Genomic DNA, 12,433 nt, shown 5'->3' with positions numbered 1-12,433 from the left:
CGATCGCCGAGAGTCGCCGATTCTGCCGAGAATCGCCGCCGGAACGGCGCGTCTCGGCGTAATCGGCGATTCTCGGCGGGGAGAGGCTGCGCGATAGGTTTAACGCATGGTCTTTTCGGTGGCAGTGGCGGGCGCGAGCGGCTATGCGGGCGGAGAGCTGCTGCGGCTGATCGCCGGGCACCCCGACCTTGAGCTGCGCACGGTGACCGCGCACAGCAACGCCGGGCAGCGCCTCCTCGATGTCCAGCCTCACCTGCGCTCGCTCGCGCACCTGACGCTCGTCGACACGTCGCCGGAGACCCTGGCCGGGCACGACGTCGTCTTCCTCGCGCTGCCTCACGGCGCATCCGGTGCCCTGACCGCCCACCTGCCCGCCGAGACGCTCGTGGTCGACTGCGGCGCGGACCACCGGCTCGAGAGCGAGCCCGACTGGGCCGCGTTCTACGGCGGCGACTACTACGGCGCCTGGGCCTACGGGGTGCCCGAGCTTCCCGTCGCGGGCGGCAAGCAGCGGGACCGCCTGGTCGGGGCGCGGCGCATCGCCGCGCCCGGGTGCAATGCCAGCACCGTCGCCCTCGCCCTCGCGCCCGGGATCCTCGCGGGCGTCATCGAGGCCCAGGACATCGTGGCCGTGCTGGCGGTCGGCCCGTCCGGCGCCGGCAAGAGCCTCAAGCTGCCGAACCTCGCGCCCGAGATTCTCGGCTCGGCGAACCCCTACGCGGTCGGCGGAGTGCACCGCCACATCCCCGAGATGCAGCAGGGCCTGCGCTGGGCCGGAGCAGTGAACCCGACCATCTCCTTCACTCCCGTGATCGTGCCGATGTCTCGCGGCATCCTCGCCACCGCCACCGCCCGCCTCGTGCCGGGCACCTCGGCGGCCGCCGTGCGTGACGCCTGGGAGCGTGCCTACGCCGACGAACCGTTCGTGCACCTGCTGCCCGATGGTCACTTCCCGCGCACAGCGGATGTTCTCGGCGCGAACACCGCGCTGATCGGCCTCGCCGTCGACGAGGCAGCCGGTCGCGTCGTGACGGTGACTGCCGTCGACAACCTGGTCAAGGGCACCGCCGGCGCCGCCATCCAATCGGCCAACATCGCCCTCGGACTGCCCGAAACCGCGGGCCTCAGCACGAATGGAGTCGCCCCGTGAGCGTCACAGCCCCCGCCGGATTCGCCGCAGCCGGTGTCACCGCCGGTCTCAAGAAATCGGGCGGCCTCGACCTGGCCCTCGTGCAGAACCTCGGCCCGCTCACCAGCGCGGCGACCGTTTTCACGATCAACCGCTGCCAGGCCAACCCGGTGATCTGGAGCCGGCAGGTCATGGCCGACGGCGTGGTCAGCGCGATCGTGCTCAACTCCGGCGGCGCGAACTGCTACACCGGCCGGATCGGCTTCCAGACCACCCACGCGACGGCCGAGGCCGTCGCTGCCCGACTGGACATCTCCGCCGGGGACGTGCTCGTCTGCTCGACCGGCCTGATCGGCGAACAGCTCGATCTCGACAAGCTCAGGGCCGGCGTCTGGGAGGCGTCCCTGGCCCTCCAGGGTGACGTCGCGGCGTCGCGCGAAGCGGGCCTCGCCGCCGCGACCGCCATTATGACCACCGACACGACGCCGAAGCAGGCCGAGCACCGATCGCCGGCCGGCTGGACCATCGGCGGCATGGCCAAGGGCGCCGGGATGCTCGCGCCGGGCCTCGCGACCATGCTCGTCGTGATCACCACCGACGCGGTCCTCGACTCCGCGCGGCTCGATACCGCGCTCCGCCAGGCGACCCGGCTGACCTTCGACAGGCTCGACTCCGACGGCTGCATGTCCACAAACGACACCGTCAGCCTGCTCGCCTCCGGGGCCAGCGGCATCGACGCCGACGAGGCCGAGTTCGCGGATGCCCTCACCGAGTTGTGCCGCGACCTCACCCTCCAACTGCAGGCCGACGCCGAGGGGGCGGCGCACGACGTCGCCATCGAGGTGGTGAATGCCCTCTCAGAGACCGAGGCGGTCACGGTGGCGCGGGCCGTCTCCCGGAGCAACCTGTTCAAGGCCGCCATCTACGGCAACGACCCCAACTGGGGCCGCGTGCTCGCCGCGGTCGGCACGGTCAGCGAGGCCGACGCCACCTTCGACCCGTACGGCATCGACGTCGCCATCAACGGCGTGCATGTCTGCACCGCGGGGGAGCCCGACGAACCCCGCGAACTCGTCGACCTCTCCGCACGGGCCGTGTCGGTGGTCATCGACCTGCACGCCGGCGCCGAAACGGCCACGATCTGGACCAACGACCTCACCCACGACTACGTCGAAGAGAACAGCGCGTACTCGAGTTGAGCGCCGACGAGAGCACCGACGACACCACCAACAGCCAGGCGGAGGCAGCCGTCAAGGCCGCCACCCTGATCGAATCCCTGCCCTGGCTCAAGCGGTTCCACGACCAGGTGATCGTGATCAAGTTCGGCGGCAACGCCATGGTGAGCGAGGAACTGCAGCGCGCGTTCGCAGAGGACATGGTCTACCTGCGCTACGCCGGCATCCGCCCGGTCGTCGTGCACGGTGGCGGCCCGCAGATCTCGGCCATGCTCGAGCGACTCGGCATCGAGAGCGAGTTCCGCGGCGGCTACCGGGTCACGACACCCGAGGCGATGGACGTCGTGCGCATGGTGCTCACCGGCCAGATCAACCGCGACCTCGTCAGCCACATCAACCAGCACGGCCCGCTTGCCGCCGGCCTCTCCGGTGAGGATGCCGGCCTGTTCCAGGGGCGCCGCCGCGGCGTCGTCATTGACGGCGAGGACGTCGACCTCGGCCTCGTCGGCGACGTCATCGGGGTCGACCCGGAGGCTGTGCACGCGCAACTCGCCGCCGGCCGGATCCCGGTCGTGTCGTCGATCGCACCCGACACGGATGTCCCGGGCCAGTCCCTGAACGTCAACGCCGACGCGGCCGCCGCCGCACTGGCGATCGCCCTCGGGGCGGCCAAGCTCGTCATCCTCACCGACGTCGCCGGCCTCTACAGCGACTGGCCCAACCGCGACTCGATCGTGAGCGTGATCGACACGGATGCCCTCCGCGCGTTGCTGCCCGGCCTCGAGTCCGGCATGATCCCCAAGATGACCGCCTGCCTCGACGCGGTCGAGGGCGGCGTGGCCAAGGCTGCGATCATCGACGGGCGCGTTCCGCACTCGATCCTGCTCGAAGTCTTCACGACCCAGGGCATCGGCACGGAGGTGGTACCGGCATGAGCGAGGCAGACCCGACGCAGGCAGACCGCACGTGGCAGGACCGCTTCGGCGACTCGATGATGCGCACGCTCGCGACCCCGCTCGCGCTGCTCGTGCGTGGCGAGGGATGCTACGTCTGGGACGACCAGGGCACGAAGTACCTCGATTTCCTGGCCGGTATCGCGGTGAACGCGCTCGGGCACGCGCATCCGGCCATGGTCGCCGCGGTCAGCGAGCAGGTCGCCACGCTCGTGCACGTGTCCAACTACTTCGCCACTCCGCCCCAGCTGGAACTCGCTGAACGGCTGAAACGCCTCACCGGGGCCGGCGAGAGCGGGCGCGTCTACTTCTGCAACTCGGGCGCCGAGGCCAACGAGGCCGCGTTCAAACTGGCCCGGCTCAACGTGAACGGCCGTGGCCGGACCCGGATCCTCGCCCTGCACGATTCCTTCCACGGCCGCACGATGGGCGCGCTCGCCCTCACCGGCAAGCCGCAGATGCGCGAGCCCTTCGAGCCCGTCCCCGGCGGCGTCGAGCACATCGACACGACGATCGAGGCGCTCGAGGCCGCGATCGACGGCACCGTCGCGGCCCTCTTCCTCGAACCGCTCAAGGGCGAGGCCGGCGTGCTGGAGCTCCCGGACGGTTTCCTCCGCCGCGCGCGCGAACTCTGTACCGAGCACGGCGTGCTGCTGATCCTCGACGAGATCCAGACCGGGATCGGACGCACCGGTACCTGGTTCGCCTACGAGCAGGACGGCATCCTGCCCGACGCGGTGACCCTGGCCAAGGGGATGGGCGGCGGCGTGCCGATCGGCGCGCTGGTCACCTTCGGCGCGGCCTCCGACCTCTTCACCCGTGGGCAGCACGGCTCGACCTACGGCGGCAACCCGCTCGTCACGGCGACCGCCAACGCGGTGCTCGGCGTGATCGAAGACGACGGCCTGGTCGCCAACGCGGCCCGCCGGGGGAGCGAGCTGCGGGAGATCATCGCCCGCTTCGACTCGCCTCTGATCGCGGAAGTGCGCGGGCGCGGGCTGCTCCTCGGCATCGGGCTGACCGAGCCGGTCGCGTTGCGGCTGGCGGCGGCCGCACTCTCACACGGGCTCATTGTCAACGCCGCCAACGAGCTGAGCATCCGGCTGGCGCCGCCGCTCATCGTCGGCGACCCCGAACTGGCCGAGTTCGAGCGCCGATTCGGGCTGGCCCTGGCCAGCATCTAGAGTTGAAGTTTCCCACCCGCTACCCGCACCATCAGCGAAAGTGACACCGTGACCCGCCATTTCCTGCGCGACGACGACATTTCTCCGGCCGAACAGGCGGAGATCCTCGACCGGGCACTGGAGCTGAAGCGGGACCGATTCGCAGTCACGCCGCTGGCCGGCCCGCAGACCGTGGCCGTCATCTTCGACAAGTCCTCGACCCGTACGAGGGTGTCCTTCGCGGTGGGGATCGCCGACCTCGGCGGCAGCCCGCTGATCATCAGCACCGCCAGCAGCCAGCTCGGCGGCAAGGAAACGGCATCCGACACGGCCCGGGTGCTCGAGCGCCAGGTCGCCGCGATCGTCTGGCGCACCTACGGCCAGGCCGGCCTCGAGGAGATGGCCAACGGCACGACCGTGCCCGTCGTCAACGCGCTGTCCGACGACTTCCACCCCTGCCAGCTGCTCGCCGACCTGCTCACCATCCGCGAACACCGGGGTGACCTCGCGGGCCTGACCATCGCCTTCCTCGGCGACGGCGCCAGCAACATGGCCCAGTCCTACCTGCTCGCCGGCGCCACCGCCGGCATTCACGTGCGCATTGCGTCGCCGGCCGCGTACGCGCCGAACGCGCAGGTCGTGGCGGATGCCGCGGCCATCGCCGCCCGCACCGGCGGATCCGTCGCGCTGCACACCGACCCTCGTGAGGCCGTCACCGGCGTCGACGTCGTCGTCACCGACACCTGGGTGTCGATGGGCAAGGAAGAGGAGAAGGCCGACCGCCTCGCCGTCTTCGGCGAGTACCGGGTGGACGACGCGATGATGGCACTCGCCAAGGCCGACGCCCACTTCATGCACTGCCTCCCGGCCGACCGCGGCTACGAGGTCACCGCCGATGTCATCGACGGCCCGCAGAGCATCATCTGGGACGAGGCCGAGAACCGCCTGCACGCCCAGAAGTCGCTCCTGGTCTGGCTGCTCGCGCAAAACGCCGCCTAGGCACCCGACCCGACCCGGTGGTCGACCACCGGGTCTCGACGGGCTCGACCACCGCCTGGGGACTCGCGGCGAGGTCGACCTCTGCGACACCGTAAACTTGAAGATGATCACGGATTGAGGAGAACCATGGCAGAACGCGTTGTGCTCGCATACTCGGGTGGACTGGATACGTCGGTTGGCATCGGCTGGCTGAAGGATGCGACCGGAAAAGAGGTCGTCGCCCTCGCGATCGACGTCGGACAGAGCGGCGAAGACATGGACGTGATCCGCCAGCGAGCACTCGACTGTGGTGCCGTGGAGTCGATCGTCGTCGACGCCAAGGACGAATTCGCGACCGATTACGTCATGCCGGCGCTCAAGGCCAACGCGCTCTACCAGAAGCGCTACCCGCTTGTCTCGGCGCTCAGCCGTCCGCTGATCGCCAAGTACCTCGCCTCGACCGCGAAGGACCTCGGCGCGAACAGCGTCGCGCACGGCTGCACCGGCAAGGGCAATGACCAGGTGCGGTTTGAAGCCGCCGTCGCAGCCCTCGCGCCTGAGCTCACGTCACTCGCCCCGGTGCGCGACTTTGCGCTCACCCGCGACAAGGCCATCGAGTACGCGGCGATGCACAACCTGCCGATCGCGCAGTCGAAGAAGAGCCCGTACTCCATCGACCAGAACGTCTACGGCCGCGCGGTCGAGACCGGGTTCCTCGAGGACCCGTGGAACGCTCCGATCGAGGACCTCTACACCTACACGCAGGATCCGGCCGTGACCCGCGAGCCGACCGAGGTCGTCATCAGCTTCGACCAGGGCATTCCCGTCGCCATCGACGGCGTCCCCGTGACGCCGCTGCAGGCCATCGAACTCATGAACCTGCACGCCGGCAACCAGGGCGTCGGCCGCATCGACATCGTCGAGGACCGCCTCGTCGGCATCAAGAGCCGCGAGGTCTACGAGGCCCCGGCCGGCATCGCACTGATCGCCGCGCACGAAGAGCTCGAGAACATGACGATCGAACGCGACCTCGCCCGCTACAAGCGCACCGTGGAGTCGAAGTGGGCCGAGCTCGTCTACGACGGGCTCTGGTTCTCCGGCCTCAAACGGGCCCTCGACGTGTTCATCGACGAGACGCAGAAGCACGTCACCGGCGACATCCGCCTGAAGATGCACGCCGGCAGCGCCGTCGTCACCGGGCGCAAGTCCACGCAGAGCCTGTATGACTTCAACCTCGCCACGTACGACACCGGGGACACCTTCGACCAGTCGATGGCCAAGGGTTTCATCGAGCTGTGGTCGCTGCCGAGCAAGATCTCGGCACGCCGCGACCTCGCCGGCAAGTAGGTCGGCGTGGCGCACAAGGGCGACAAGGCGGGCGACAACGGCGACAATCGTGCCGGCAAGGCGGGCGCTCTCTGGGGCGGCCGCTTCGCCGGCGGGCCGTCACCGGAGCTGGCGCGGCTGAGCAAGTCGACGCACTTCGACTGGCAGTTGGCGGAGTACGACCTCCGCGGTTCCAAGGCCCACGCCCGCGCCCTGGCCGCCGCCGGGTACCTGGGCGATGAGGAACTCGTCGCGATGGTCGCCGGGCTCGACGCCCTGGAGGTCGCCGTCGCCGAGGGTCGGTTCACGCCGGCCGAAAGCGACGAAGACGTGCACTCCGCCCTCGAGCGCGGCCTGATCGACATCATCGGCACCGAGCTCGGCGGCAAACTCCGCGCCGGCCGCAGCCGCAACGACCAGGTGGCCACGCTCGTCCGGATGCTGCTGCGCGACCGTTCCGCGGCGATCGCCGACCTCCTGATCGACCTGATCGACGCCCTGGCCTCGCAGGCCGAGGCGAACGAGCACGCGATCATGCCCGGCCGCACCCACCTGCAGCACGCGCAGCCCGTCTTGCTCGCCCACCACCTGTTCGCGCACTGCTGGCCGCTCGTGCGCGACCTCGAACGGTTCGCCGACTGGAACAAGCGCGCCGACTTCTCGCCCTACGGCGGCGGAGCCCTGGCCGGCAGCACCCTCGGCCTGGATGCCCGCCTCATCGCCACGGAACTCGGCTTCGGCGGCGTCGTCGAGAACTCGATCGACGGCACGGCGAGCCGCGACCTGGTCGCCGAGTTCGCGTACATCACGGCCCAGATCGGCATCGACCTGTCCCGCCTGGCCGAGGAGATCATCCTCTGGAACACGAAGGAGTTCGGTTTCGTCACCCTCGACGACGCGTACTCCACCGGGTCCTCGATCATGCCGCAGAAGAAGAACCCCGACATCGCCGAACTGGCGCGCGGCAAGTCGGGCCGCCTGATCGGCAACCTCGCCGGGCTGCTCACCACCCTCAAGGGGCTGCCGCTGGCCTACAACCGTGACCTGCAGGAAGACAAGGAACCCGTCTTCGACTCGATCGAGACGCTCCAGGTGCTCATGCCGGCCTTCACCGGCATGGTCGCCACTCTGACCTTCCACACCGAACGGATGGCTGAACTCGCGCCCCAGGGCTACTCCCTGGCCACGGATGTCGCCGAGTGGCTGGTCAAGCGCCACGTCACCTTCCGCGATGCCCACGAGATCACCGGCTCACTGGTGAAGTTTGCCGAGGAACGCGGTCTCGAACTGCACGAGGTGGACGACGACGCGCTCCGGTCGATCTCAAAGCACCTGACCCCCGAGGTGCGCGACGTGCTCAGCATCCGGGGATCGGTGGAGGGCCGCGACGGCCAGGGCGGAACCGCGCCCGTGCGCGTCGCCGAACAGCGCGCCGCCCTCGTGGCGCGCGTGCGCGCATTGGCTGCGCCGCTGCTGAAGTGAGGCTCCCGAAGTGAGGCTCCCGAAGTGAGGTTCGACCGCGCCCTGCTCGAACGGCCCGCGACCCAGGTCGCGCCGCTCCTGCTGGGCGCGGTGCTCAGCCACCGAGGCGTGTCGCTGCGCATCACCGAAGTCGAAGCGTATCTGGGCGGCGGGACGGATCCGGGCTCGCATGCCTTTCGCGGGCAGACCCGGCGCAACGCCAGCATGTTCGGCCCGGCGGGTCGCCTCTACGCGTATTTCACCTACGGGATGCACGTCTGCGCAAACGTCGTCTGCTCACCCGACGGCGAGGCGTCCGCCGTGCTGATCCGCGGCGGCGAGATCATCGAGGGCATCACGGATGCCCGCGCCCGCCGCACCTCATCGGCCACCGATCGCGACCTGGCGCGGGGTCCGGCGCGGCTCACGCTCGCGCTCGGGATCGGCCTCGGCGACGACGGCTCCGACCTGGCCCTGCCGCCGTTCCAGCTCACGTTGCCGGCCGAGCCGGCCGACTTTCTCACCGGCCCGCGCACGGGCGTGAGCGGCGAGGGCGGGGGAGCGGAGTTCCCGTGGCGGTTCTGGATGCCGGGCGAGGCATCCGTCTCGCCCTACCGCCGGGCCGTCCCGCGCCCGCCGAAATGACCCGCGAAACCGCAGTTGTGCGCGTCATTCGTGCCTCATAACGCGCACAACTGCGGGTTCGCGGGAGGTGGGGGTAAGAAAGGGGGGCTTTGAGGGGGCTTGGAGGGAGGGGCTAGACGACGGCGAGGCCGACGAGGGCGGCGCAGGCGCACGCCCAGATCAGGCTGGCGAAGGTGCCGATGATGAATCTCTCGCGTGCCTCGGCGGCCGCCAGCTCGGTGAAGCGGCCGACGCCCTTGATCGCCACGACCACGGCGAGGGCCTCGGGGAAACCGGCGAGGATCGCGCCGGCCACCGCCACGCGCTCGAGGATGCCGATGGTCAGTCCGCCGCGGAGCACCTCGTGCACTCCGGATGTGGCAACGGTGTCATCCGTGGCCCCGTCTTCGACGAGGATCCCGCCGTGGCTGCCCGGCGGCACGGTGTTCCTCGTGGCGAGCTCGAGAATGAGCACCGTGAGCGGCCCGCCGCCGATCGCGGCCAGCGCGACCGCGAGCATCCCGAGCACGATGCCGAAGACGCTCGGGCCTTGTGGCATCGGAACGGCCGCGACCAGCAGTCCGGCGGCGAGGGCCCCGGCCGAGCCGATGGCGTAGGCCCGCTTCTGCAGCTTGAAGGCGAGCACGGCGCCGACCAGGGCGCCGCTGGTGACAAGCAGGAGGAAGACCCAGTAGAGGTAGGTCAGCACGTGGGCGGTGAGCGAGGTCATGCGTCTCGTTCCGATTCGGTTGTGGCGCGGTCGAGGTTCTGTACGAGCTTAACCAGTGCGGGGCGCACGGCTTCCTCGACCCTCCATTGGGCGCTTTTCAGTCGCTGGCTGACCGCAGCGGTCGAGATCCCCAGGGCGGCGGCGATCTGCACCTGGGGCAGGCCGCGCCGGAGCAGTTCGATAGCCTCCCAGCCCTCGTTGGTGCGCCGCTGGCGCAGCAGCAGGAGCATGGTGACGATGGCTTCGACCTCGTCAGCGGCCGGCGTCGGGTCGCCCGGGGGAGCCGTGGCCGCGGCCTCGAGGGCGAACCGCGCCTCGGTCCGCTTGGACCGGTTGACCGCGTCCCGGGCGGCCACGAAGGCTCCGCCGGATGCCTGCCTGGTCGAGGCGGGCAGGGGAGTGCGCACGTCGCCGATGCCGAGGCCGATGCTCCAATGGCCCGCACGGTGCAGCGCCAGCACAACGTTGAGCGCCGCGTCGGCATCGGCCGTCAGGAGCTGGATCTCGTCGCCGGAGGTCTGGTCGGGCGGGAGAAGGAAGGCGGGGCCGAAGTCGGCGTTCAGCCGGGCGATCATCTCGCTCGCCCGATCCCGGTCGTTGCGGCTGTCAATCTGGTCTGCGGTAATCACGAACATGTGGTTAAGCCTCCGTCCTAAAGTGAGTCTAATGAAGCCTCAGGCCTAAATCAAGACTCGTCAACCCGGAGAGCTTAATCCGCGCCCAGGACGCGCCCGGTACGCCCATCGGGAGGGCCGGCCCGGCGCGCTGGTAATCTGGCAGCGTGTCAGACCCAGCCATCCTCGCCCTGCAGGCCAACGATCCTTCCTTCGACAACGTCTGGGAGGAGATCATCTGGCGCGGCCTCGTGCACGTCTCCACCGACGAGTCCGAACTTCGCGAGTTGCTGGGGGGAGAGCCGATCACCTACTACTGCGGGTTCGACCCGACCGCGGCGAGCCTGCACCTGGGAAACCTCGTGCAGCTCCTGCTCATGCGGCGGCTGCAGCTGGCCGGCCACCGTCCCCTCGGACTGGTCGGGGGATCCACCGGCCTGATCGGTGACCCCCGTCCGCAGGCCGAGCGCACGCTGCAGACCAAAGACGTCGTCGCGGAGTGGGTGGGGTACATCCAGGGCCAGGTCTCCCGGTTCCTCAGCGCCGAAGGTGACAACGCCGTCACCCTCGTCAACAACCTGGACTGGACCGAGAAGATGGGGGTCATCGACTTCCTGCGCGACGTCGGCAAGTACTACCGCGTCGGCACCATGCTCAAGAAGGATGCCGTGAGTGCCCGGCTCAACTCGGATGCCGGCATCAGCTACACCGAGTTCAGCTACCAGGTGCTCCAGGGGATGGACTTCCTCGAGCTCTACCGCAGCTACGGCTGCGTGCTGCAGACCGGGGGGAGCGACCAGTGGGGCAACCTCACCAGCGGCACCGACCTCATCCATCGCGCCGAGGGGGTGAGCGTGCACGCCATCGGCACGCCGCTCATCACCAACACCGACGGCACCAAGTTCGGCAAGAGCGAAGGCAACGCCGTCTGGCTCGACCCCACGCTCACGAGCCCGTACGCGCTCTACCAGTTCTGGCTGAACACGGACGATTCCGATGTGGTGGCCCGGCTCAAGGTCTTCACCTTCCTCACCCGCGCCGAAATCGAGCGCCTGGCGGAGGCGGTGGCGACCGAACCGTTCCGCCGCGAGGCTCAGCGCACCCTGGCCATCGAAGTGACGAGCCTCGTGCACGGGCAGCGGGCCACGGCCGCCGCCGTGCTCGCCGCGCAGGCTCTGTTCGGACAGGGGAACCTGGCCGACCTCGATCAGGAGACGCTCGAGGCCGCGCTGCGCGAACTCCCGAACACGACGACCGCTCCGCACGCTCCGGTGGCGCAGCTGCTCGTGGACACCGGGCTGACCGCCAGTCTCAGTGAAGCGAGGCGGGCGATCAGCCAGGGCGGGGTGTACCTGAACAACGTGAAGGTGCTGACCGACACGGAGACGATTGAGGGCGCCGTTCTGCCCAGCGGCGTCGCGGTTCTGCGCCGCGGCAAGAAGACCCTCGCCGGCGTCTTCGTCGAGTGAAACGAGCCGACACGCCCGGGATGAGGCAGCGAATTGCGGGCCTCCCGAAATCCGCGTAATGTCATCTCTTGTCACCCCACAGGTGCGGGAAGCGGAATGCTTCTCGGCCTCAAGCGGGACCATCCCAAGCTAAACAATGTGGAGTTNTCGTGAGTTGCTTTAGTCGGTACTCACTGACCATCCCACGGTGGCTCTTTACGTTGACGGAGCAACGCTCAACAGCGGGAAACCACACCACTCACGGGGACGCAACCCTCGGCGACCGGGAGACCGGGTGGTCGAGGCTGTCGAGACCCTCCGGCGGGCCGGCCGGCCCGCACGTTTGCAGCTGCGGCGGGGGAGCGGATAGCGGAGACACGCCCGGGACGCGGGTGCTTTTGACGAGTGCCCCGGATGACCGTAATGTTGTCTCTTGTCACCCCACAGGTGCGGGAAGCGGAAAGCTTCTCGGCCTCAAGCGGGACCATCCCAAGCTAAACAATGTGGAGTCATTCGCGTTGTTTGTTTGATGACGTTTCGCCTGGTTTCACTTGTTGAGATCGAGCGTTGCGGAACAGCTCAATAGCATGACAGGAAATGTCCCAGTGCAATGGCCTCGCGGTCGGCGGCTGGGTGCGTCCGATCCTTGAGAACTCAACAGCGTGCACAATGTCAAATGCCAAAAACCTCGTGGTTGGATCCCGTTTCTAGCGGGTGAATGCCAAGAGATTCCTTTGGAAAACATTTAAACAACAAAGCAAGTCAGTAATGATTTGTTCTGTCAGTTTCAAACTTGCAGATTGTTCGCCCATTCCGGCGGCTTTCTGCACTA

The 12,433-nt window shown here is 68.8% G+C and carries 11 protein-coding genes; 9 read left to right on the top strand and 2 right to left on the bottom strand.

From position 1 onward, the window contains the following. The first annotated feature begins 106 nt into the window (after window positions 1–106). From argC to E3T54_RS00730, 8 genes are all read left to right on the top strand, one after another. Entirely contained in the window at window positions 107–1,150 is a 1,044-nt protein-coding gene (gene argC / locus E3T54_RS00765; RefSeq protein WP_092325054.1) for an N-acetyl-gamma-glutamyl-phosphate reductase, read from the top strand. Then, window positions 1,147–2,328: a bifunctional glutamate N-acetyltransferase/amino-acid acetyltransferase ArgJ gene (gene argJ / locus E3T54_RS00760; RefSeq protein ID WP_134474152.1), complete on the top strand. Its 1,182-nt coding sequence runs from the start codon at window positions 1,147–1,149 to the stop codon at window positions 2,326–2,328. Before argC ends, argJ begins: the two co-directional genes overlap by 4 nt. Further along, window positions 2,325–3,239: an acetylglutamate kinase gene (argB, locus tag E3T54_RS00755; protein WP_134474151.1), complete on the top strand. Its 915-nt coding sequence runs from the start codon at window positions 2,325–2,327 to the stop codon at window positions 3,237–3,239. The genes argJ and argB overlap by 4 nt, the downstream gene beginning before the upstream one ends. After that, the gene (locus E3T54_RS00750) at window positions 3,236–4,441 is read left to right on the top strand and encodes an acetylornithine transaminase (RefSeq protein ID WP_134474150.1); all 1,206 of its coding nucleotides are present in this window, start codon (window positions 3,236–3,238) and stop codon (window positions 4,439–4,441) included. Before argB ends, E3T54_RS00750 begins: the two co-directional genes overlap by 4 nt. 48 nt (window positions 4,442–4,489) lie before the next feature. Continuing rightward, window positions 4,490–5,419 (top strand): ornithine carbamoyltransferase, encoded by a 930-nt coding sequence (gene argF / locus E3T54_RS00745; protein ID WP_134474149.1) that lies wholly within the window; start codon window positions 4,490–4,492, stop codon window positions 5,417–5,419. 126 nt (window positions 5,420–5,545) lie between these two features. Then, window positions 5,546–6,745 (top strand): argininosuccinate synthase, encoded by a 1,200-nt coding sequence (locus tag E3T54_RS00740; protein WP_092325064.1) that lies wholly within the window; start codon window positions 5,546–5,548, stop codon window positions 6,743–6,745. A 6-nt stretch (window positions 6,746–6,751) separates the two neighbouring features. Continuing rightward, window positions 6,752–8,206 (top strand): argininosuccinate lyase, encoded by a 1,455-nt coding sequence (gene argH, locus E3T54_RS00735; protein ID WP_134474148.1) that lies wholly within the window; start codon window positions 6,752–6,754, stop codon window positions 8,204–8,206. 24 nt (window positions 8,207–8,230) lie between these two features. Continuing rightward, window positions 8,231–8,830: a DNA-3-methyladenine glycosylase gene (locus E3T54_RS00730; protein ID WP_134474147.1), complete on the top strand. Its 600-nt coding sequence runs from the start codon at window positions 8,231–8,233 to the stop codon at window positions 8,828–8,830. Between the two features lie 112 nt (window positions 8,831–8,942). On the opposite strand, the gene E3T54_RS00725 is transcribed toward E3T54_RS00730, so the two are convergent. Both E3T54_RS00725 and E3T54_RS00720 read right to left on the bottom strand, forming a co-directional pair. Further along, window positions 8,943–9,539, bottom strand: coding sequence for a hypothetical protein (locus E3T54_RS00725; RefSeq protein ID WP_134474146.1), 597 nt, complete (start codon window positions 9,537–9,539; stop codon window positions 8,943–8,945). After that, the gene (locus E3T54_RS00720; RefSeq protein ID WP_134474145.1) at window positions 9,536–10,174 is read right to left on the bottom strand and encodes a sigma-70 family RNA polymerase sigma factor; all 639 of its coding nucleotides are present in this window, start codon (window positions 10,172–10,174) and stop codon (window positions 9,536–9,538) included. The genes E3T54_RS00725 and E3T54_RS00720 overlap by 4 nt, the downstream gene beginning before the upstream one ends. Window positions 10,175–10,320: 146 nt before the next feature. Between E3T54_RS00720 and tyrS the strand changes: the two genes are divergently transcribed. Then, window positions 10,321–11,622: a tyrosine--tRNA ligase gene (gene tyrS / locus E3T54_RS00715; protein WP_198414406.1), complete on the top strand. Its 1,302-nt coding sequence runs from the start codon at window positions 10,321–10,323 to the stop codon at window positions 11,620–11,622. Window positions 11,623–12,433 lie beyond the last annotated feature (811 nt).

Source organism: Cryobacterium sp. Sr8, from assembly GCF_004403225.1.
GTDB lineage: Bacteria > Actinomycetota > Actinomycetes > Actinomycetales > Microbacteriaceae > Cryobacterium > Cryobacterium psychrotolerans.
The sequence above is the reverse complement of the archived record's forward strand: the minus strand, read 5'-3'. Positions and strand labels throughout refer to the sequence as shown.